The organism is Lacipirellula parvula (assembly GCF_009177095.1).
Lineage (GTDB): Bacteria > Planctomycetota > Planctomycetia > Pirellulales > Lacipirellulaceae > Lacipirellula > Lacipirellula parvula.
This window is the reverse complement of the sequence record NZ_AP021861.1, coordinates 254,074-275,864: the sequence shown is the minus strand read 5'-3', so window position 1 is coordinate 275,864 and position 21,791 is coordinate 254,074. Positions and strand designations below refer to the sequence as shown.

The following is a 21,791-nucleotide window of genomic DNA, read 5'->3' as shown; positions in this document are numbered from 1 at the left end:
GCGTGAGGGGCAACCACTGCGACATCTTGTCGTCACGGCGTTCGCGCGGCGGATCACTCCCTGTGACTGTCGTGGCGACAGGTTTCGGCCGAGGCGGCCGGGGGGCGGGAATGTACGGGGCGGGAGCTAAGCCGAGGCGGGGCCGAGGTCGGCAAGGCGGGTTGTCGCGGGGTCATCCCCACTGGTGGGCGGCGGCTCCGGTCGAGCCAGTCCATGGCTCGTTTTAGTAACTACCGGTTGCCGTCGCTCTATGCTTGTGTCGCAGTGACACGTTAGTGCTTTGCTTGCGACACCGGAGATATCGGCCGCTCCAAGAACAAGGCTTGAGCAGTGCGGAAGTAATTTTCAGCAAGTGGCTTACGTCGACTGTTAGGCAAACTTTGCCGCCTACGAAAGGCCTTCCCGGGGGTCCGGTTGTAGGCCCCAAAGACTTGCCGGGACGTGGTTCACAGCCGGAAAATCTGCTATGGTTTAACAAGCTCGCACCCTAGGTTGCTGGCGCGGCGCACTGCCAAGGCGGCATGGTCGACGCACCCCTCGACAGCCACGCAACCGGCAAGGTCTACCAGGAACAGATCGACGGCGAGCACTGGATTGAGAGCGGGGACTTCACCCCCCGCTGCGCCGTAAGATCGCGGCTCCCCGGAGCCCCGTTTCCGAAAGCCATGTTTCCGAAAGACAGTGCCTTCCGACCATATCCTGCCCTTCATCGCTCGTCCGGGGTTTACCAGGCAAGGCCCCGGCGCTCTCCGGCCCTGCATGCCCGCATTGAATTGCAAGAGAATCTACATGACGCTCCGACCGTTCGGTTTCGCTGCGACCTCGTGGACGTTCACTCGCCCGTTGGCTGCCCTGTTGACGGCGTCGGCTCTGCTCGCAGCGAGCAATGCCAGCCGCGCTCAAGACGCGGCCGCGAAGCCAGCCGCAGCGCCGGCCGCTGATCAAGAACCCAAACCAGAACCGCCCAAAGAAATCGGAACGGCGGCGCCGATCGACCCAATGGATTGGGCAAACTGGCGCGGACCGCAACAAGACTCCATCTCGACGGAAAAAAACCTCATCGAGAAATGGAACCCCAAAGGGGGCGAGAAGTCGAACCTGCTGTGGAAGCGTTCCGACCTCGGCACGCGCTCCACGCCGATCGTCCTACGCGGGAAGCTGTACGTCACCGTTCGCGATAAGCCCGGCACCGCCGACGAGGGCGAGAAGGTCGTTTGCGTCGACGCAGCCACCGGCGAACGCATCTGGGAGTGTCGCCTCGACGTTTACCTCAGCGACGTCCCCGACACCCGCCTCGGCTGGTCGAACGTCGTCGGCGATCCCGAGACTGGTTTGATTTACGCCCAAGGCGTCGGCGGCCTGTTCGCCTGCATCGACGGCGAGACGGGCAAGATCGTCTGGTCGCGCAACCTAGTCGAGGAGTTCGGCACGATCACCACCTACGGCGGTCGCACCAACAATCCCATCATGTTCGACGACATGGTGCTGATCAGCGCCATTCTGGTGAGCTGGGGAGACACGCCCGACTTTGACGGCCTGGCCCGTCCCGCTCACCGCTTCATGGCGTTTGAGAAGAAGACTGGCGAGCTCCGCTGGCTCGCCGGAACGACGATTTCGCCGCCGGACACGAACTACAGCACGCCGGTCGCCAAGGTCGTCGGCGGCGAAGCGCAGCTGATTTTCGGCGGCGCCGACGGCAAAGTCTGGAGCCTGCAGCCCCGCACCGGCAAGCAACTTTGGAACTTCCCGCTCAGCCAGCGCAGCATCAACGCCTCGCCGATCGTGATCGACAAGACGGTCTACATCGGGCACAGCGAAGAGAATCTCGTCGGCAGTACGCAGGGCGCCGTCGTCGCGCTCGACGCGACGCTCCGCGGCGACATTGCCGGCAAGGAAAAATGGATTCAATACACGCTGATGGCAGGCAAGAGCTCGCCGGTGATGGTGGACGATCGCCTGTGGATCGTCACCGACGGCGCCAAGCTGCAGGTCCTCGACCCCGCGACGGGCGAATTGGTCGGGAAGAAGGCGCTCGGCACCGTGATGCGAAGCACCCCGATTTACGCTGACGGCAAAGTTTACCTCTGCACCAACTCGGGTATCTGGTACACGCTGAAACCGAAACCGGACGGCGCCGACGTCCTGCTGAAGCTGCGGCTCAGCCAGGCCGACCAGAACGACGGCTCGCCGATCGTTTCGCACGGCCGGATCTACCTGCCGACCTCCGAAGGCCTCTACTGCATTGGCAACAAAAACGTCGAGCCGTCGGCCGACCCGCTGCCAACGCCCGAGCAGGAACCGCCCGTGACGGCCGACGAAAAGCCGGCAACGGTTCTCCTCTCTCCCTACGACGCCACCTTGGCCCCGGAAGGAACGCAGAAGTTTACCGCGCGGCTCTACAACGCCCGCGGCCAGTTCCTGAAGATCGCCACGCCGGAAGAAGTGAAGTTCACGGTGCAGGGTCCGGGCGAGGTCGCCGCGGACGGAACCTACACCGCGTCGAAGCGCGACGGCCACACCGGTTCACTCGTGCTCGCGACCGTCGGCACGTTGAAAGCGAAGGCCCGCGTCCGCCTCGTGCCGCCGCTGCCGTGGCAGTTCGACTTTGAAAAAGAGAAGGACATGCCGCTCAGTTGGGTTGGCGGCCGCATTCGTTACGTGATTGAGGATTTGGAAGGGAACAAGGTCGCCAAGAAGCTCGACGTTCTACCGACGCCCACGAATCCGAAGAATCAGCTCGGCACGCGGAGCCAGCTCTTCATGGGCCCGAGCAGCATGCAGGATTACACCATCCAGGCCGACTTCCGCCTGACGGAAAAGAACGGCCGCATGCCCGACGTGGGCGTCAATAATAGCGGCTATACCGCCTCGCTCCGCGCGGGCGACCGGAAGCTGCGGCTCTACAGCTGGCTGGCTCACGACCACCGGACGGCGGCGGAGATCGACTTCGACCCGCAGCCGGGCGTCTGGTACCGCCTGAAGCTCCGCGTGGAGCAGAAGGATGGCACGGCCGACGTGAAGGCCAAAGTTTGGCTCCGCGACCAGGACGAACCGAAGGACTGGTCGGTGCAAATGGTCGACAAGTCGCCGATCAAGGCCGGTAGTCCCGGTATTTACGGTCAGGCGCAAGAAGCCGAATTTTACATGGACAATATTTCAATCACGGCAAACGAGTAGGGCGGGGCGTGCGTAGGGAACTGGATACGCCCGCACAAGACCGCGGGGACTAGCCCTGCGGCTCGCTGTTTTGATTCATCAACCAACGCGAATAAATCGAGCGTTTTCATGAGTACACGAATTCTGCGTCTGGCGGGGCTGTTTGCCGCCGTGGGAATGAGCGGGGTGGGCGCGATCGGACTGGCCGTTGCCGCCGACGTGCCGCCGGCGAAGGAAGCGCCCAAGCCCGCCGCTGCGGCGCCGGCTGCCGCGCAAGCCGCGCCGGCAGGCGAACCGAACGTCAACTGGTCGCAGTGGGGTGGTTCGTCGGCCCGCAACAACACGCCGGTCGGCAAAAACATCCCCACCGAGTGGGAAATCGGCGAGTTCGACTACAAGACCGGCGCCTGGGATCCCGCGGAAGCGAAGAACATCAAGTGGGTCGCCAAGCTCGGCTCGCAAACCTACGGCAACCCGGTCGTCCACAACGGCAAAGTCTTCGTCGGCACGAACAACGGCGGCGAGTGGATCAAGCGTTTCGGCGCCGGCACCGACCTCGGCTGCATGCTCTGCTTCGACATCAAGGACGGCAAGTTCCTGTGGCAGCATTCGAACGAGAAGCACCCCGCCGGCCGCGTGTACGACTGGCCGCTGCAGGGAGTCTGCAGCGCGGCGTACGCCGAGGGCGATCGCATCTGGTTCGTGACGAACATGGGCGAAATCCGCTGCCTCGACGTTGAAGGCTTCCACGACGGCGAGAACGACGGCCCGTACGTCGACGAGCAGAAGGTCATCGACGCGCAAATCGCCCAACGGAAGGCCTCGATCGCCGGCCAGATCAAGCAGTTGCAAGCGACGCCGAATCCGGATCAGAAAACGCAAGACAAGATCAAGGCTCTCACCGCTCAGGCGAACACGATCTCGTCCGACCTGAAGATGGAAGCCGACGTCGTCTGGATCTACGACATGATGAAGGAGATGGGCATCTCGCAGCACAACATGTGCAGTTGCTCCATCACCTCGGCCGGCGACGTGCTGTTTGTCTGCACGTCCAACGGCGTCGACGTTGAACACAACTACATTCCGGCGCCCGACGCGCCGAGCTTCTTCGCGATCGACAAGAACACCGGCAAGGTGTTGTGGACCGACAACTCGCCGGGGCTCAACATCCACCACGGCCAGTGGTCGTCGCCGACGTACGCGGTGATCGACGGCCAGCCGCAGGTGCTGTTCGGCGGCGGCGACGGTTACCTCTACAGCTTCGACCCCGCGGGCGAGAACGGCAAAAGTAAATTGCTGTGGAAGTTCGACTCGAACCCCAAGACCTCGAAGCTCGAGCTGATGGGCAAGGGAACCCGCAACGACATCATTTCGACGCCGGTCGTATACGACAACAAAGTTTACTTCGCCACTGGGCAAGATCCCGAGCACGGCGAAGGCATCGGCACGCTCTGGTGTCTCGATCCGACGAAGCGCGGCGACGTCAGCAAGGAACTCGCGTTCAACGCCTCGGATCCGAAGACGCCGATCCCGCACAAGCGCGTCCAAGCGGTCGTGGAGAAGGACGGCGACTTCGCCCGTCCGAATCCGAATTCGGCCGTCATCTGGGAATACAACGCCGTCGACCGCGACGGCGACGGGGAGATGGCCTTCGAAGAGACGTTCCACCGCAGCATCGGCACGGTGGCCATTCGCGACGACATTTTGTACATCGCCGACTTCAGCGGCATGTTCCATTGTCTCGACGCCCAAACGGGCAAGGTGAACTGGGCCTACGACATGCTGTCGGCGGCATGGGGCTCGCCGCTGATCGTCGAGGACAAGGTCTACATGGGCGACGAAGACGGCGAGATCTCGGTCTTCAAGCACTCGGCCGACCCGTCGGAAGCGATGCGGGAAGAGGACGGCGAGATGGTCCCGTTCTACGGAACCCGCAACATGGGCGCGAGCGTCTACAGCACGCCCGTCGTCGCGGGGAACGTGCTGTACATCAGCAATCAAACGCACCTGTTCGCGATCACGCCGGACGGGAAATAAGGCGAAGACCATGAAAAAACGCGTGCTCGACGTCGGCAACTGCGTGCCCGATCACTCGTCGATCAAGCATTTCCTCGGCAAGCACTTCGACTGCGAAGTAATGCAGGCGGACGGGGCCGAGGATGCGCTCGCGGCGCTGCGGTCGGGCCCGGTCGACCTAGTGCTCGTGAACCGCAAGCTCGACATGGATTACTCCGACGGCATCGAGATTATCCGTCAGATCAAAGCCGACGCCGACTTGGCCAAGGTGCCGGCGATGCTGATCACCAACTACGACGAGCATCAGCAGGCGGCGATGGAAATCGGCGCCCTCCGCGGCTTCGGCAAGCTGGAACTGGCGAAGCCCGAAACGGTGGCAAAGTTGCAGCCAATCCTCGGCAAGGCGAAAGCCTAAACCACCAAGCGTCGAAGACTCAAAGAACGCACGAAGCGTCCGAATGAGCGCGCACATCTGCGCGCTTGCCTATCCTTCGTGCCCGTCGTGTCTTCGTGGTTCAAATTCAGAACCCGCAAACGACCGAAGCTACTCGACGATCTGCTCTTTGACGAGCTGGACAAAGTGGGGCGACTTTCCCGACTTCGTCAGTTCGTCGGCCTTCTTGTCGGCCCCGGTGCGATCGCCGAACTCGTAGACGGCGACGCGACGCATCGTCTGATTGAAGACGCCCCAGAAAGCCTTCAGACGGACTTCCTTCGTGCGGACGCGCTTGACGACCTTCTTCTTTTCGACCGCGCCGTCCTTCGAAGCGGCGGCCTTTTTGGCGACCTTCTTCTTGACGACCTTTTTGACTTTACCAGCGGCCGCCGCCTTCGGGGCAGCCTTCTTCACGACAGTTTTCTTCACAGGTGCAGGTGCTTTCTTGACCGCCTTCTTGGCGGCTTTCTTCTTCACTGGCGCCGATTTGGCGACAGGTTTAGCCACCTTCTTAGGGGGCGTCTTCTTTTTAGCTGGAGCAGCTTTCTTCGCTGGTTTCTTGGCCATAGACCCGCACATCCCGTCGGTATAAAGGCAGTCAGCTAGCTCCCGAAATGTAACCTATTGACAATCGATTGCCTAGCGGCCCCGGACCAGCCTCCGCTAGGACGACAAACCTCCGAATACTTAACCGCCAAGGACGCCAAGAGCGCCAAGAAATTCAGTCGCTCATTGGAACCGCCGATGAACGCAGATCGACGCCAATGAAAACAATCGGCGTTTATCTGCGGTTCCGTATTCCGTCGTGCTCGTCGTGCCGTCGTGGTTCAATTCTCCCCGTATTCCTTGGCGCTCTTGGCGTCCTTGGCGGTTCAAACGAACGACGCAGAGGCTTACAACACGCTTCCTTCCAGGATCACGCCAATACTCTTCGCTCGTGCGGTAAGCGACGGTTGAAAGTAGACCATCGGTCGCAATTGGTGACTCCCCGGATGAGTCCGGTAACGGTAACGAGCGTAAAGGAAACTCGACTCGACCATGTCGCGCGGCAACTTCCCTTGATCGACCTTCGCGACGACCTCGGCGATGTACTCGAAGTCGGCTTTCGTCTTCGCTTTCAAGCCCACGCGCAGCATGTCGTAGAGATTGACCTGGCGGCCCCCTTCCTTCAAACGATCGGAAGGCGTGACCGGCCGGGGAAGGTTCTGGATTTCGATTGCGCGGCCCGGCGCATCGACGACGGCGTTGGCAATCAGCGCCGCCAGGGCGATCAGGCCGAGGACGCGCACGGTTGGTCTGAATTGCATAAGAGATATCCTCCGTCGCGTTAGGAAGGGTGCGTCGGACTGCGTGTTCTGCTCGCTTGCATTTCGCTGCGGCATTAGCCGGAGGGCCACGCCTTCCGGTCCCGGAGGGCGTGGCCCTCCGGCTAAGGGCGGCGCGCAGCGGAAGCCGATTTTCGCGCGGCGACTTGTACTGGACGGGGCAGGGGGCCGGCAAGGCCGATTTGCGGGGCTGGGAGGGCCGAAACCGCCGTTGCCGGGCGTTTGCGGGGCGAGCCGGGGCCGAATGCTTGCCCCCGAGGGGGCGCCGATGGTCATAATGGAGGGGTGAGGTTCGACGGCCGGGGGCGAGGACGCCCCGGCTCGCTTTGAGCGTTTTGCAACGGCATTAGATTGAGGCGGATTGCCATGCTGATCATTCCAGGCACTGCCGGGCGCGACACGTGCGATCGCCCCGCGAAAATCTCGCGGCGAGAACTCCTGCGCGTCGGCGGCTCGTCGATCCTCGGCCTCTCCCTCGCCGACATCCTCAACCTCCAGCGAGCCGGGGCGTCCCCGCCCCCGGCCGGCGCAGCCAATGCCCCCCACGGTTTCGGCGCCGCCAAAAGCGTCATCATGGTCTACCTCCAAGGCGGACCCAGTCACCTCGACCTCTGGGACCCGAAGCCAGACGTTCCCGACAACATCCGCAGCGTCTTCAAGCCGATCTCGACCGTCATCCCCGGCGTGCAATTTACCGAGCTGCTGCCGAAGCTCGCGCAAACGATCGACCGCACCACGCTCATCCGCTCGCTCGCCTACGAACCGGTCGGCCTGTTCAACCACACCGCCGCCATCTACCAGATGATGACCGGCTACACGACCGACAAGGTGAGCCCGTCAGGCCAGCTCGAACCGCCGAGCCCCAAGGACTTCCCGAACTTCGGCGCGCAGATCACCGCGCTCAAGCCGTCGAAGGAGCCGATGCTGCCGTTCGTGATGTTGCCGCGACCGCTGCAAGAGAGCAACGTCATCGGCAAAGGAGGCACGGCCGGGTTCCTCGGCAAGGCGTACGATCCCTACACGCTCTATCCCGACGGCGGCGACCTCGACCTCCAGAAGATGGAGCGAATCAGCGTCGACGACTTGCAGCTGCGCGCCGAAGTGCCGGCGTCGCGACTTCTGCGTCGCGCGCGTCTCCGCGATGCGATCAGCCAAGGCATGCCGTCGCTGGAGCGAGCCGTCGCCGACTACAAGCTTGACGAAAACTACACCCGCGCGCTCGACCTTATCGTCAGCGGCCGCGCGCGGCAGGCGTTCAACCTCAGCCAAGAATCAGATCAACTCCGCGAGGCTTACGGTAAGAACGCTTTCGGCCAAAGCTGCTTGCTCGCGCGGCGATTGATCGAAGCCGGCACGCGCGTCGTCGAAGTCTTATGGCCCAACGTCGCCAACGGGCAGAACCATTCGTTCGATACGCACACTGAGCTCAGCACGCGACTGAAAACCGTGGCGGCGCCGATGCTCGACGCGGGCCTGTCGATGCTGATCAACGATCTCGACCAGCGGGGGATGCTCGACGACACGCTCGTCGTCGCGGTCGGCGAATTCGGCCGCAGCCCCGAGCGCGGTCTGAGCACCTCCGGCAACGCCAACAGCGACGACGGCCGCGACCACTGGCCCTACTGCTTCAGCGGCCTGCTGGCTGGCGGCGGCATGAAGCGAGGTTTCGTCTACGGCCGTAGCGACAAAACCGGCAGCGCCCCGGCCGACAGCCCGGTCCACCCGACCGAGCTCCTGGCGACCGTCTACTACGCCCTCGGCATCGAGCCGCAGACGATCGTCTACAACCATCTGAAGCAGCCCAGAGAGCTGGTCAAAGGGGCGGCGGTGACTGGCTTGTTTGCGTAAATGTCAGTTGTCAGTGGTCCGTGGTCAGTTGCTGAAATGCGGGAAAAAGAACCCGGCGACAGCAGCAACTGACCACTGACGACGGACAACTGACTTCCATCGGCACACGCTTTGCGGTCAGGAAAAAATCCTCCCGACCGCTATTCCGCGAACTAAAATTACGGTGTAATGTCCGTCCCTCGCGGGAGAAACAATCACGCCTGCGAGCGGAGCGAACCGATAGGTTTGCTGCACCGTAACAAGAACTCCAGGCTAGCGAGTTGCTCGCGGCCATGGAGATTAACGAATCAAGCTTCTGGTCAAGATTTCGGCGGGAGGACCATTTAATCGGATTAGGCCTGCATCGGTAACATGGCAGCGCGCAGCGCTGTTCGACGCACGTCTTTCTTCCAGCGACTCCACCCAGTCGCAATCAGGCCGGAAGTTTGTTACACGAAAAAGGTCGCGAGTCGGCAATCGCCGCTCGCGACCTTTTTTATTTTATTTCACGAACGTATTTTTGCTCTTCTCTTTGCGCCTTCGCGCCTTTGCGAGAAACATGCATTTGCTGATTTCACGCAAAGGCGCGAAGACGCAAAGAAATCAGCGAAGCACTGCTAGCAGCGGCGGCTCGTCTATTCGCTCGCGGCGGCAAACGCTACAGTTTGCCCGTCAATCGACCGAGCTTACTGATAGGGGCCGGTGCGCAATCGTTGCACCGCACTCGCCTTGCGACCGTTAGCGACACAGGTGACGCCATGGAAGGCTTCGACACAGCTCAGGGAGTCGTGCTCAACGACTCCGCCCACCAGTTGATCAACGACGTGCTCGTCTGGATCGGCTTCGGCACGGTCATCGGACTCGTCGCCAAGGGGATCATGCCAGGCCGCGATCCGGGCGGCGCCATCGCCACCGTTCTCATGGGCATTGGCGGCACGATCATGGGCTGCGGCGTCGTCAGCCACTTCACCGAAGGCGAACGCATCGTCCCCATCAGCCCGCTCGGCATGCTCGTCGGCGTCGGCGGCACGCTGCTGATTCTGTTCTTCTACAAGCTGCTCAGCGGCTACTACTTCCTCGAAGGCGACTACCAGACGCGCGCCACGCGGATGCGGCTCGGCTACTCGAAGCGACGCCGTAGCGCGGCGACGTATGAGGATTGAGGTTTTGTCCGTTGTCAGTGGTCCGTGGTCCGTGGTCCGTTGCTGCTGTCGCAGGATTCAACATCCCCGCATTTAGCAACTGACAACTGACGACGGCCCCCTGACAATTATCCAAAGCGGCAACCGGCAGGCTGCGACCGAGATTTGGACACCGAGCATCTCGACCGAGCACTGCCGGCTGCCTGGGCAGGGGAAACCGCCGTGAGGCGAACGCCCCTGTAGTTCTCCGTCAAACGAAGAGCCCCGACCTGGATCGGCAGGCCGGGGCTGCATCGCGTCAAACCAAACGACTGCGGCGGCGTTAGCCTCAGTTGTTCGGGAACTCGTAGACCAACTTCGCCGGCGGCACTTTCGAAGCAATCTGTCGATAGGCCTCGGTTAGCTGAGTCTCCATCGCAGAGACCGTGCTGCCGCCGGGAACGTTCATGTAAATGCCGCCGCCAGCGTAGGCGATGGCTTGCATGAGGGCTCGATCCGCGTCGGCGCCAACCGCAAACGTATGGACCGTCGTGCCGCGGTCGATCGCCTTCGTCGCTTCGTAGAAGGCGTACTGCTTGTACTTGTCCGTCGTCGTGTAATTAGCCGTCCCGTTACCGTCGTAATCGGTCCAGTCTTTCCACTTGAAGCTGGCGGGCAAGCTCCAATTCGCCGGGCAGCGATTGGCCTGACCGTCGGTCATCACGATCATCGTCGGCCGGGCGCCGTAGCGCGAGAAGCCGTCGTCGTTGGGATCGCTGTCGACGCCGAGCAGCAGCTCGCGACCTTTCAAGATGCCGTCGCCCATGCCGGTGTAGTCGTCGTAGTGACCGGCCTGGTGCCGACGCTGGATGTTATCGAGCGTCGCGTAATCCGCCGTGATCGGATCGCTGCTGATGTCGATGTCGACCTCGCCGTCGTGATGGTCCCATTCTTTGACGGCGTACGAACCGTAGCTGACGACGCCGACCTCGTCGCCGAAGTCGAGATCAGACAGAAAGTTGAAGAACAGCGACGTCCCCTGCTTCACCGCGTGGAACGGGTAGTGCGGGGTCCGCCACAAGTCTTCCGATTCGTACCAGCCGTTCTTGCTGTTCTGCAGGTAGCTGAGCAGCGTGCGGTAGCCGTACTTTTGTTTGTACGTTCCGCTCAGGCCTTTCACGTAGGTGATGTACGCCTTCCACGCCGTGTCGCTGGCAGTCGCGCTGAGCTTCGCGTTCGGCTTGCCGTTGCTAGCGCGACCCGACTGCGGGAACGGGTACTTCGCCGAGCCGTCGCTATTGCGGGCGTTGAGCTGCAACGTCGTGAAAATGGTGTTCACGTCGGTACTGGCTACGGAAGTGCCGGCCGCCGATTTCACCTGACCGAAGCCGGCCGCGGGAAACTTGCTCACCGTCGTATTGGGCCATTTCGGATTGGCCGCTTGCAGCGAAGCCCACATCGCATCGAGTTGGGCTTCAACCTGAGCTTGCGACAAGGCACTATCGCCGAGCGTGCTGTCGTCGTTCATCGACGCCGAGAAGTCGAGCACGACGACCAAGTCGCGGGCTTCGACGAACGCCGTGGCCGACGCGGTGATCGGCACCTTCGAACGGCCGACGGCCCAACCAAAGGCCAACGGCAACTGTCCGTCCGGAGCGTCGACGTTTTCGTCAGTACGCCGGCCGACGACCTTCACGACGTTGAACGGCGACGCGCCCCAATGAATGGGCCATGTGCCGGTCGCATCGTCGAACACCCGCTTGCCGAACTTCACGTCCTGCGCGGGATCGATGTAGAGGCCGTTGGCTTCGGCGACTTGAGCCGCCATGGAGCGGGCCTGCTCGACGGCAATCGAGTTGGCGTCGACGTTGGCCGAGCCTTGGCCCTGACCGGCGGCGTGAATGGCGGCCGAGATTTCTTGCGCCGCCGCAAGGGCCGACGCGTCGACCGCGTTCTGCATCTTGGTGCTGGTGAGCACCATTCGCCCGGCGTCGACCGACAGGGCGACGAAGGCGAAGAGCGCGACCAGGCAGAATCCAGTGAGGACCAGGATCACGCCGCGTCGCGGCGGCGTGGCACGGCGCGATTGCCGTGGCGCGGAGGGGCGCTGGATGTCGGGTTCGAGTTTCATGGCAGGATCTCCGAGAAGCACGAGGGGCCGCGGGGGCGTGCGGCGGGGCAGGAGCAGGAAGCAGGCAGGAGTAGCAGGCGATTAGTTGGCGACGACCGCTCGACCGTTGCGGAACGTCAGCGCGGAATTCAGGGTGTAGTCGTTGGCGTCGCTCACCGGGGTGTAGCTGACGTCGGAATAAGGAACCTCGACGCGAACTTGGAACAGTTGCATGTCGTTGGCCCGATCATCGAGATTAAATTCGTGGTCCGGGTTGTCGGCGGCGGTCACCTTCACCGTGACCTTGTCGGGATTGATGTTGTTCGAGGCAAGATAGTTTTTGACGTCGTCGATCAGCTTTTGATTCGCGGTCTTGCCGCCGAGCATCATGCCGGAGCGATCGAGCGCGGCGAAGCGGGCTCCCTCGCGAGCGGCGGTTTCGAGGCAGTTTTGAACGCTATAAACTCGCGAGAGCTCAACGAGCCCGACGATCACGGCAAGCAGCAGCGGGGCGACTGCGGCGAATTCGACGGCAACGGCGCCGCGTCGTGCGGCTGGCTTTAGGGAGCGACGATTCCAACGTCGCTGAGGGGTGGCGGGAGACATGGCATGGGCTTCCTATGTAGTGGACATCACTCGTGTCGCATAAAGGCTTGAGCGTCGAGGGTGACGCCGGCCAGGAAAGGCATTGGAAGCACCGATACGTCGTTGTAGTTGACGCTGGCGCGGACGACGAACATCTGCCGAGGCTCGGCCTCGGTTAATTCCATGGGGGGCAACGCTTGGACTTCGGCGTCCGTGGTCGGCCAGACGGCGCCCGAATCAAGCGAACTGGCGTCCTGCACGAAAACGTTCACCTTGTTCGCATCAATCGCGGATCCGAGCGTCTGGCGAACCCTCGCGACGACTTGATCCGTGTTCGGCCCCTGCATCGAGCCCATGCGAGCGGCGGTGCGGCAACCGCTTTGCAGCAGGTTGATCACCATCGTCGCATGGCCGAACTCGATGATCCCCAATAGCAGCAGCACATAGACGGGAAGCACGACCGCCGTTTCGACGACGGCGGTGCCGCGGCGTTGCGCCGGACGTTTCCTGAGGTGCCGCATGATGGCGTCTCGACTGGCGGGTCCGTCTCGCGAGTCTGTCGGTGTGTGCGGCGCGCAGCGTCGAACGCCGTGCGAGCACGCGTGAAAGAGCGGAGCGAAACGAAAAGGGGCAGGGGATAAGTCAACGAAAAGGAGGGCCGAAAGCCCTGCCGCGGCCCCGCGTCGCCGATTTCTCGGCAGGCGCATGGCCGGGCATTACAACCCTAGGTCACGAATGGGAAAGGCGCCGGATCGGGGTGGAAAAGATTCGAACTTTTTTGCCGGCTAGAAGGCCCGCCGCCGAACTAGCCCCGGGCTCCGCCCGGGGGTCAGCGTCCATCCCGGTGGATATAGCAGTTCGTCACGCTCCGACGGACAAAGCGGCTCTCAGCCCCCGGAGGGGGCGACAGAGTGTAGCCAGGGGCGTCAGCCCCTGGTCAGAACCGTTGCGATGAACTCAAGCCCCGGAGGGGCGACATTGATCCCGCTACTCAATCCAAGCAGTGTCGCCCCTGACGGGGCTGAAATGACTATTCTGTCCAGAAACCAGGGGCTAGCGACCCTGGCTACAACCTATCGCCCCTCCGAGGCTGAGGGCCATGCATGCGACTCGTTGAGAAGCGCTCTCGTTGTTTCGAGCCCGCCGAGTCCTCCGCCAACCAATCCGCCAGGGTGGCCGAAAATCGTAACGGACAAACGAGCCCCAATTTGCTATGGTGAAGCTCTCCGAGGCGACGCCGCGCGCGGAGCCGATCTTTGACAACCCGCCGCCTTCACGAACCCTGCAGCGCCGAGCGGGCGCCCAAGCGGGCAAGTTAGATGTCGCCTGGAGCCCCTTAATGTCGCCTCACGACAGCACGCGACAAGCACGATTCGCCGCAACGCGTTTCAAACCAACACTTTAGAGCAATGCCTTAGTGTCGCCTAAAATCGACGTCGCGTCGCATGGCGACGCGACGCGACGCCTAGCCCCGGGCTCCGCCCGGGGGTCGGTCTCCACCCCGGCAAGGGTCACCCCAACGTCACGTCACCCCCGGGCGGAGCCCGGGGCTAGGGACGCAGCACCGTCTCAAAACGCCGCGAGCCGCCCCCGATGGAGCGGCTCGCATGCCATTTCGAATTGTCGCCGACGATCAACCGCTTAGCGGTAGAAAATCGGACGGATGAAATCGACTTTGCTCGTCGAGACGGCGAGCTCGCCGAAGTTGTAGTCCTTCGCCGCGTGGCCGCCATTGAGCGTGATCTGCTGGATGGAATCGGCGTCGGCAGTGTCTTGATCATTCATATCAAGCCCCAAAAAGCCGTTCTGACCGATCAGCATTTCGCCGAGCTGATTGAACGTGTTACCTACTGCATCCTTGCCGTCCTTGTACTTCGTCGGCTGCGTCTGCAGGACGTTGTAGGTGCCAGGCGTCAGATTGTCGAAGCTGTAGTAACCGCTCGCATTGGTGTACGTCGTACGCGACACCGACGTGCCGAAGATATCGATGCCGTTAAGCGTCATCAGCACGCCGGCAATCGGTTGCTCGCCCGCTTCCTTGACGCCGTTGTTGTTCTTGTCGACATAGACGTAGCCATTCAGGCTCGCCGGATCGACCTTCACGACCGTCGGCTCAGTGTCCTTGTTATTGGCGTAGGTGATTTCGATCTCGTTGCCCGCGACCGTGATCTCGTTCAACAGCGTGCCGCTGAACCCTTGATCCACTTGCACGTAGATCGTAAACGTGACGACGTCGCCCGGCGCCATCGTGCCGAGGTTGTAAGTCAGCTCGCGCCCCAGGTGCGACTCCAACGCCCGCGACGTCGACATGTAGGCCACGCCGCTCGCTGGGAGCGTGTCGACGACCTTCACGCCCGTGGCGATCGACGGACCGTTGTTCGTGACCGTCACCGTGTAGTAGAAGATTTCGCCCGGCGCAACCGGATCGCGGCTATCGATCTTGTCGATGGCGAGGTCGATCTTCGGGATCACCGGGATCTCGACCTCGTCCTTGTTATTCAGCGTGTATTCTTCGTTCGGGGCGCTGACTTCGGCCTTATTGAGCAGCGAACCGGTGGCGTTGGCCTTCACGTCGACCTTGATCTTGATGATGATCACCTCGCCCGCGGCCATGTTGCCGAGGTTGCCGGTGATCTTGCCGTTCGAGTGCGTGAGGCTGATGCCAGCCTTATCGATGGTGAGCGACTTGTAGGTCACGCCATCGGGGAGCGTATCGAGGAACGACACGTTCATCGCGGTCGAGGGACCGTCGTTGACGATGCGAACCGTGTAGTCCAGCGTCTCGGTCGGCGAGGCGCTGGTTTGATCGATCGACTTGTCGAGCACCAGGTCGAAGCCGAAGAAACCGAAGTCGACCGTCATGTTGGCGGCGATCAGCGACAGGCCCTGGCTGACGACTCCTTGGCCGGCGAGCAGGGCGCCGTTGTTATCGTTGTCGACGCCGTTGTCGGGATCAGCCGCAACGCCCGAGCTTGGTTTGAGGCCTTCAAGAGCCTGGCCGGCGCCGAAGTTCGCCGCGTCGACCTGCACGATGTACTTGCCGGGCAGCAGATCGGTGAACTGGTAATGGCCCGTGCCGTTGGTCGTCGTCGTCGCCACGAAGGTGTCGACGCCAGGCGTGAATTGGTTGTTGTTGTCGGCGTCGATGAACAGGTTCAGCTTGACGTTGCCGATCCCTTGTTCGCTGCCGTCGAGCGTACCGTTGTTGTTCGCATCGTTCCAGACGCGATCGCCAAGGTTGATCCGCTCGTAAGCGGTGAAGTCGGCGGTCTTCGTCGTGAGGCCGATGACGCCGACCAGCGAGACCATGCCGTCGACGGCGGTGACGCCTTCGAAGGTGAGCTCGATGGCGCCGACGTTGCTCCAATCGACGCCGCCGCCCGAGCTGCTGCTGGCTGGGCCGGAGAAGTTGAACGTGAGTTGGGCCGTTGCGGCGCCGCCGTTCGTTTCCGGCACGGTGGCGGTGAACTCGGTCCACTTGCCGGCGTTCGTGTAAACCTTCAGCTTGACGACGCTGTTCGGATGATCGGCGCCCACCTTCAGCACGATGCCGGTCATCGTGTTGCCGTTGAACGACCGGAAGTCGAGCCCGCCGAGACCGGTCGGGTTGAGCGAGGTGGCGCTATTGTCTTGGCCGTCCCAAACGACCTTGGCATTGCCCTTCACCATGCTACCGCTGGCGAGCCGCAAGAAGCCGCCGCCGCTGATCAGCGAGACCGACGAGTAGATATCGGTCCCTTCGGTGAGAACAACGTGCAGGTCGCGCTCGCCGCCCATGACGCCGGGGTCGGCCTTCGTTGAATTGTCGCTCGACGGCAGCGGAGGCGCGGCGCCGGCGATTTGGTTCGACTCGAAGTCGTCGATCGTCTGGCCAATGGTACCGTTCGACTCGTCGGCCGTGATGTTGATTTCTTGCAGCCCGCCGCCCGACTTCGTTTGGTAAGCCGAGGGCAGCGTCAGCTTGGCAAAGTACTTGCCGGCGCCGAGGCCGCTGAAACGATATTGGCCGAAGGCGTCGGTCGTCGCGACGCCGCCGATGGCCACGTCGCTCGCGTCGAACGTGCCGTTGCCGTTGTCGCGGTAGAGCTGAACCGTGGCCCCAGCGACGAGCGTGTCATTCGCCGCGTTGCCGTCGTTCTGCACGTCGAGCCGCACGGTGCCGACGATTTCGGCCATGTCGGCCGCCATCATCTGCCGCGATTCAAGCGACTCGAAGCCGAAGCCCTGCTTGCGGCGAAGGCCCTTGGCGAGCGGCTTGGCAGCGCGAGCCGGGGCAAACTTGCGGAACAGCGACTGCGGACTGAAACGGAATGGCGCCATGCGAGCACCCTCAACAACGAGTTCAGCGAATTCCAGGGAGGACGACTTTGGTGTGTTATCGGCCAGAGAGGCCGACACAATCCGCACAGATTCCCAACAGACGGACGATTTCCGCGCACCGCGCCAGCACTCCCAGTCGGCCGCGCATGCGGAAGCGGCAGAAACAGGCGTCGCTGCACGAGAAACTGCAACTTCGTGCGCGGACGCAGCGTGACAGGCGCTCGCCTCCGCGGCCTCGCGAAGCGGCCGTTTCCCAACGAGTTGCTGCCGCTCCGCGTGCATCACGGGCGAAACCGCGAGCGAATTTGAGTAGGCTGGAGGGAGACCGATCACCTTCAGCAAGCAACGCGAGAGGCAACGAGTGCTCCGTGCAGTCAATAACCATCGCAGCCGCCGGCTTCTGCTAGCGTTTCTGGCGCTCAGCATACTGGCGACCGCCGCCGCTGATAGCATCGCACAGTGCTACGACGCGACGATCGGCCGGCAGCTGGCAGACGTACCGGGAAGCGTCCCGGTGGAGGTCGTCTACCATGCCTATCCCTGGACGCCCGCAAAGTATGAAGTCGAGGCGCTGGGGCATCGCGGAAAGATCGTCGCGCTCGATTACGAGCCGACGGTGCTGGCAGGCGACCGGCGACAGCCGCTCGATCCGCGCGAAGCCTCGCTGCACGATATCGCCAAAGCGCATCGCGAACTGCACGACGCGCTCGAAGCCATTCGCCCTCAAGCCAAACGCGAGAAGACGCGGATCGGAATCTACAGTTGGTTCGAACACACGCCCGCCAACGGCGACTTCATCCTCACGCATCCGCAGGAGTACTTTGACAACGTCCAGGCAACGGCCCGTTTGCAGGTCGCGCCCGGCGAGACGATCCGCGATCAGCTCAAAGACCTGGGCGGCGTCAACTGGACGAGCAACTACGTGCCGGAAGGCTGGAACAACGACACGTGGGGGTTGCAGAAGTTTCTCATCACCTGCGAGCGCAAAGCAGCGGCGCTGGAAGCCGCCGGCGTGCCGAGCGTCCCGCAGCTCCGCCCCGTAACCGTCGGCAAAGATGGCGAGAAGCCGGTGCGCGAGGCGATTGTGCGGGCCTGGGTACTGTGGGCGCGCAACCGCTACGGCAACCAATGGGCCATTTGGGCAAAGGAAGGCGAAGTGACGCCGGAGTTCAAATCATGGCTCAAATAGCCCCGCTCCCCAACGACAATCGCCACGGCGCGTCTGCTGGCGCGCCGTGGCGACTAAGTTCTTCCTTTGTCGGGCGTCAGCTGCAGCCGACTACCACTGATACTCAAGCCCCGCGCTCAATCCGTGCGCCCAGAAATCGTTCTGGCGATAGGTGAACTGCGGGCGAGCCGGCAGTCCGTCCGGATCAGGCGGATTCGCGAACGGCAGATTGCCCGGGTTGACTTCGAGGTCGATCTGATCGCCAGGGCGGACGACGTTGCTCCAGTAGAGGAACGTGTAGCCGCCGGTCAGCTTGAGCCGGTCGGTCAGCTTGTAGCCGAGCGTCATGCCCAACTGCGGCAGGACGCTCAGTTCGTTGCGTTCATACTGGCCGATGTTGCTGTCCTGAGCGAGCAAACCGCCGCTGCCGGTTTCCGGAGCGCCGCCTGGTTCCGTCCGCACGGTGTAGCCGTTGATGTTCACCCGCTGACGGGTCGAACCAATGCCGAGCTTCGACAACAATTCGAGCGACCAGCGACGGTAATCCCAATCCCAAATGAAGCCTAGTTCGCCGCCGACGAACTCGTTGCTCGTCTGGAAGATATCGTTCACTTGGAACGTCGTGCCGACGTCGACCGACGGGGCGATGACTTCAAGATTCTCTTGAACAGCGAGGCCTTCCTGCAGCTGCGCCCAGCGGAAGCCAAAGTAGACGTCGGTGTGACGCGTTCCTTTGCCGAAGAGCGTCGCGCAGGGGCCGTTGCTAACGCCGGCGCCGCAGCCGCCGACTTGGCTGCCGCACGTGACCGGATCGCCGCAGCAGGTGTTCCCGCTCGCACAGCAGAGGTTGCGACGCAGGCCGATGCCTGCCGATTGGAACTTGCTATCGATGTCGACCGCTACGGTTCCGCGGATGCCAGGGAAGGAAACGTCTTCGACCGCGTCATAACCGGTGGTGGCGTCGATAAAGGGTCGCCCGACGATGGGGAAGGTGCCGTTGCCTCCGTCGGTAAATTTTTCGTCGATTTGGCCGAAGCCGAAATACTCGCCTTCGATCGCGGTTTGACCATAGTCGTCTAGCCAATACCCGACGCGAACGCGACCGCCGCTGCGGACGCCGTCCAGAACGCTTTGATTGCCATAGACGACGAACGCATTCGTGAAGAAGTCATCAGTTGGATCGCTCGGCGTGCCGTTGTTGCCCACCTCGCCGCGCACGACGAGCGGCGGCAGGTCCATACCTTCAGTCCACCAAGCGAGGTATTCGCCGCGGACGTACAGAACGGGGCGCGAGCCATACCCGCAGCCGCCTTGCGCCTGGCAGACGGCGCTGCCGCACGTGGAACAACCTTGCAGGTGCGGGCCGGCGCCTTCGTCGAGGTAGAGCGGATCGGCGCCTTCCGACATGTTGACGGGGTTGCCATGCTCGTCGACCCAGTTGCCCGAGTCGCCGTCGACCATCGTTTGCGGATCGGGAATGGGATCGGGGAGCGTTTCCACCGCGGGCTTCGCAGCGTCGGCGCCTTCAGGGGCGTCGGCGAGCGTCGGCGTCGCTTCCAGCGGAATCTCGGCAGCGGCCAGGCGAACGTCGCCGCCGCTCCCGCCGACGATGGCGCCGGCTGGGCGCGCGACCTTCGGCAGTTCGAGTTGGCTTGCCAGCAGCGTGTGGCCCGTATCACGGCGGACCGTGATCGTTTGCCCGAGGTAGTGATCGAGATTGACCGTCGGCGTCGGCTCGACGTAGCGCTGAATGCCGCCGTAGCGGTCGATCAGCACGTACGGCGGATTGCCGTCGTCAGGCTTCGGGTTACGAGCGAGCCGGGCCGTCCACTGCGGACGGACCGAAGCCTTGCTCGTTTGGCCGTTGAGCGCCTTTTTCACGGGAGCGTCGGAGCGGCTCCCTTCGGCGGCGGAATCGAAGAGCGAATCGATCGCCGCTCCCGCCGCCAGGTCGCCGCCGCGCGCCGTTCGACGGGGCGCAGCCGATTGCGCACTGGCGGAACTAGCCGTCAGCGTAACGCACAGCGCAGCGAAAACGCTCCAGCCGCAACACCCGGCCCAACGGCCGCGGCGCGCGGAATGACTTCCCTGATTCATGAGGGTTCAATCCCTTAGGCGACGCCAGGCCAAGGTTCGGCCCCGCGGCATCGTTGGATAAATGACTGCACGGAGAGTGCGCGAAAAGCGGCGGGGCTTTTATCAGAGTCGGAGAGACTGCGCCAAGAGCAGTTTTAAGATTTTTTAACGACGGCGGATCAAGCAAACGGATCGGCGAATAAAAAAAGCCGGACGCCAACGTTCGCTGGCGCCCGGCTTCGCGTGAGTAAAAAAGATCACCGCCCCTGACGAACGCTGCGAATCGGGACGTGCTGGTAGTAACCGCCGGGGTTGCCGTACATTCCGCCCTGCTCTTGGAAGACGGCCGAGTGACCAGTGGGGGCGCGGTCTTCATCGCCCGTCGGATCGTACGGCGGCTTGGCGGCCAGTTGCTGCAATTGCTGCTGCATCTTGATGTTTTGAGCCATCAACTTGTCATTCGCCTGCTGCTGTTCGATCTGCGGGCGGACGTTCTTGAAATAGTTCGTCGTCGTCGAGGTGAAGGGATTGTCGGCGACGAGGCCCATGTAAGGGCTCGTGTTGGGTCCGCGTTGCACCTGCGAGAAGGGCTTCGAGCGAGCAGCGCTAGGCTGCGTTGCCATCGCTCCCTGGAACAAGTTACGGTTCACGTTGGAGTAATTAAATCGCGGTACAGCCGAATTGTAGACGCCGGTGCGAAAGCGGTTGCTCGTGAAGTTCGATGCGGAAGTTCTTCCTCGCATCGCGCTCGACTGAACTTTGCCGTAGTTAGGCATGCTTTGCTGGGCATTGGCCTGGAGGGCGCCGCAGGCAACGAGCGTCAGAGCCATCATGATTTTCTTCATCGCGAATACTCCCGGCAACGACGGCGGCTGCCGGCGATCGGCAGTCCATGGCAAGAAAAGATCGAGTGGAATGTTGATTCCAATTCTACGCGGAGCCTGCGGGGGGGACAAACTTCTAGCAATCGGCCCGGTCCCCCGGCTGGCTAACTTCCACTCTAGTCGCCGGCGCCCCGAGCCCCAGCGACCAATTCGCTGGGTTTGGGACGAATTCCCGCGTATGGCGCCGCTTCCGTCGCTGCAATCGCAACCGCCGGTCGCCGTTCGCGAATTCGCTGCGATCCGCCTGGTTACGGCCGCTTGGCCCGCCGTTTCGCCGCAAAAAAGTCGGTCAGTACCTGCCCGCACGGCTCGCGGAGCACCCCTTCGACGACCGCGACGCGGTGGTTCAACCGCTCGTCCTCCAACAATCGATACAAACTGCGTACCGCTCCCCCTTTGGGGTCGAGGGCGCCGAAGACGACGCGTGGGATGCGGGCCTGGACAATCGCGCCGGCGCACATGGGACACGGCTCGAGCGTCACGTACAGGGTACAGTTCTCCAACCGCCAATTGCTGAGGGCGGCGGCGGCCTGCGTGATGGCGATCATTTCGGCGTGTGCCGTGGGATCGCGGAGGGCTTCGCGTTCATTGCGCGCCACCGCGATGACGCGGTCGTCGGCCACGATGATCGCGCCAACCGGCGCTTCATCGGCGGTGGCGGCCTCGAGAGCTTGCTCCAGCGCCAGTTGCATGTAACGTTCGTCGTCCATCAATCTCTCAACGCTTCATCTACTGTTTGGCAGCCGCCGCGAGCTTCCTATCCGCTC

15 protein-coding genes are annotated in these 21,791 nt (G+C 62.6%); 6 read left to right on the top strand and 9 right to left on the bottom strand.

What is annotated here, in order from left to right; genetic code table 11:
- Positions 1 to 789 precede the first annotated feature (789 nt).
- The 3 genes from PLANPX_RS01030 (at position 790) to PLANPX_RS01020 (ending at position 5,587) form a co-directional block, all read left to right on the top strand.
- Positions 790 to 3,177, top strand: coding sequence for a PQQ-binding-like beta-propeller repeat protein (locus PLANPX_RS01030; protein ID WP_172991779.1), 2,388 nt, complete (start codon positions 790 to 792; stop codon positions 3,175 to 3,177).
- A 108-nt stretch (positions 3,178 to 3,285) separates the two neighbouring features.
- Positions 3,286 to 5,193 carry a PQQ-binding-like beta-propeller repeat protein gene (locus tag PLANPX_RS01025; RefSeq protein ID WP_232536274.1) on the top strand — a complete coding sequence of 636 codons (1,908 nt, stop codon included), beginning with the start codon at positions 3,286 to 3,288 and terminating at the stop codon, positions 5,191 to 5,193.
- 10 nt (positions 5,194 to 5,203) lie between these two features.
- The gene (locus tag PLANPX_RS01020; RefSeq protein WP_152096929.1) at positions 5,204 to 5,587 is read left to right on the top strand and encodes a response regulator; all 384 of its coding nucleotides are present in this window, start codon (positions 5,204 to 5,206) and stop codon (positions 5,585 to 5,587) included.
- 129 nt (positions 5,588 to 5,716) lie between these two features.
- Here the strand turns inward: PLANPX_RS01020 and PLANPX_RS01015 are convergent, their stop codons facing one another.
- Both PLANPX_RS01015 and PLANPX_RS01010 read right to left on the bottom strand, forming a co-directional pair.
- Positions 5,717 to 6,175, bottom strand: coding sequence for a hypothetical protein (locus tag PLANPX_RS01015; RefSeq protein ID WP_232536273.1), 459 nt, complete (start codon positions 6,173 to 6,175; stop codon positions 5,717 to 5,719).
- A 326-nt stretch (positions 6,176 to 6,501) separates the two neighbouring features.
- A complete protein-coding gene (locus PLANPX_RS01010) occupies positions 6,502 to 6,915 on the bottom strand; it encodes a hypothetical protein (protein WP_152096928.1) in 414 nt (137 codons plus the stop codon).
- A gap of 384 nt (positions 6,916 to 7,299) precedes the next feature.
- Here PLANPX_RS01010 and PLANPX_RS01005 point away from each other — a divergent pair, with 384 nt between their 5' ends.
- Positions 7,300 to 8,781: a DUF1501 domain-containing protein gene (locus PLANPX_RS01005; RefSeq protein ID WP_152096927.1), complete on the top strand. Its 1,482-nt coding sequence runs from the start codon at positions 7,300 to 7,302 to the stop codon at positions 8,779 to 8,781.
- A 737-nt stretch (positions 8,782 to 9,518) separates the two neighbouring features.
- Positions 9,519 to 9,923, top strand: coding sequence for a GlsB/YeaQ/YmgE family stress response membrane protein (locus PLANPX_RS01000; RefSeq protein WP_194175113.1), 405 nt, complete (start codon positions 9,519 to 9,521; stop codon positions 9,921 to 9,923).
- Positions 9,924 to 10,230: 307 nt separating this feature from the next.
- Here PLANPX_RS01000 and PLANPX_RS00995 read toward each other — a convergent pair whose 3' ends face one another.
- The 4 genes from PLANPX_RS00995 to PLANPX_RS00980 all read right to left on the bottom strand — a co-directional run bounded on the left by PLANPX_RS00995 (position 10,231) and on the right by PLANPX_RS00980 (position 16,896).
- Positions 10,231 to 12,012 (bottom strand): vWA domain-containing protein, encoded by a 1,782-nt coding sequence (locus tag PLANPX_RS00995; RefSeq protein ID WP_152096926.1) that lies wholly within the window; start codon positions 12,010 to 12,012, stop codon positions 10,231 to 10,233.
- An 81-nt stretch (positions 12,013 to 12,093) separates the two neighbouring features.
- Positions 12,094 to 12,597: a TadE family protein gene (locus PLANPX_RS00990; RefSeq protein ID WP_152096925.1), complete on the bottom strand. Its 504-nt coding sequence runs from the start codon at positions 12,595 to 12,597 to the stop codon at positions 12,094 to 12,096.
- Between the two features lie 26 nt (positions 12,598 to 12,623).
- Positions 12,624 to 13,097, bottom strand: a complete 474-nt coding sequence (locus PLANPX_RS00985; protein WP_172991778.1) for a TadE/TadG family type IV pilus assembly protein — start codon at positions 13,095 to 13,097, stop codon at positions 12,624 to 12,626.
- A 1,120-nt stretch (positions 13,098 to 14,217) separates the two neighbouring features.
- Positions 14,218 to 16,896: a DUF11 domain-containing protein gene (locus tag PLANPX_RS00980; RefSeq protein WP_152096923.1), complete on the bottom strand. Its 2,679-nt coding sequence runs from the start codon at positions 16,894 to 16,896 to the stop codon at positions 14,218 to 14,220.
- Between the two features lie 361 nt (positions 16,897 to 17,257).
- Here PLANPX_RS00980 and PLANPX_RS00975 point away from each other — a divergent pair, with 361 nt between their 5' ends.
- Complete coding sequence (locus PLANPX_RS00975) at positions 17,258 to 18,085, top strand: hypothetical protein (protein WP_152096922.1); 828 nt, start codon at positions 17,258 to 17,260, stop codon at positions 18,083 to 18,085.
- A gap of 90 nt (positions 18,086 to 18,175) precedes the next feature.
- Here the strand turns inward: PLANPX_RS00975 and PLANPX_RS00970 are convergent, their stop codons facing one another.
- From PLANPX_RS00970 to tadA, 3 genes are all read right to left on the bottom strand, one after another.
- Positions 18,176 to 20,161: a BBP7 family outer membrane beta-barrel protein gene (locus tag PLANPX_RS00970; RefSeq protein WP_152096921.1), complete on the bottom strand. Its 1,986-nt coding sequence runs from the start codon at positions 20,159 to 20,161 to the stop codon at positions 18,176 to 18,178.
- A gap of 236 nt (positions 20,162 to 20,397) precedes the next feature.
- On the bottom strand, positions 20,398 to 20,985 hold the full coding sequence (locus tag PLANPX_RS00965; RefSeq protein ID WP_152096920.1) for a hypothetical protein: 588 nt from the start codon (positions 20,983 to 20,985) through the stop codon (positions 20,398 to 20,400).
- A gap of 287 nt (positions 20,986 to 21,272) precedes the next feature.
- Entirely contained in the window at positions 21,273 to 21,734 is a 462-nt protein-coding gene (tadA, locus tag PLANPX_RS00960; protein WP_152096919.1) for a tRNA adenosine(34) deaminase TadA, read from the bottom strand.
- Positions 21,735 to 21,791 lie beyond the last annotated feature (57 nt).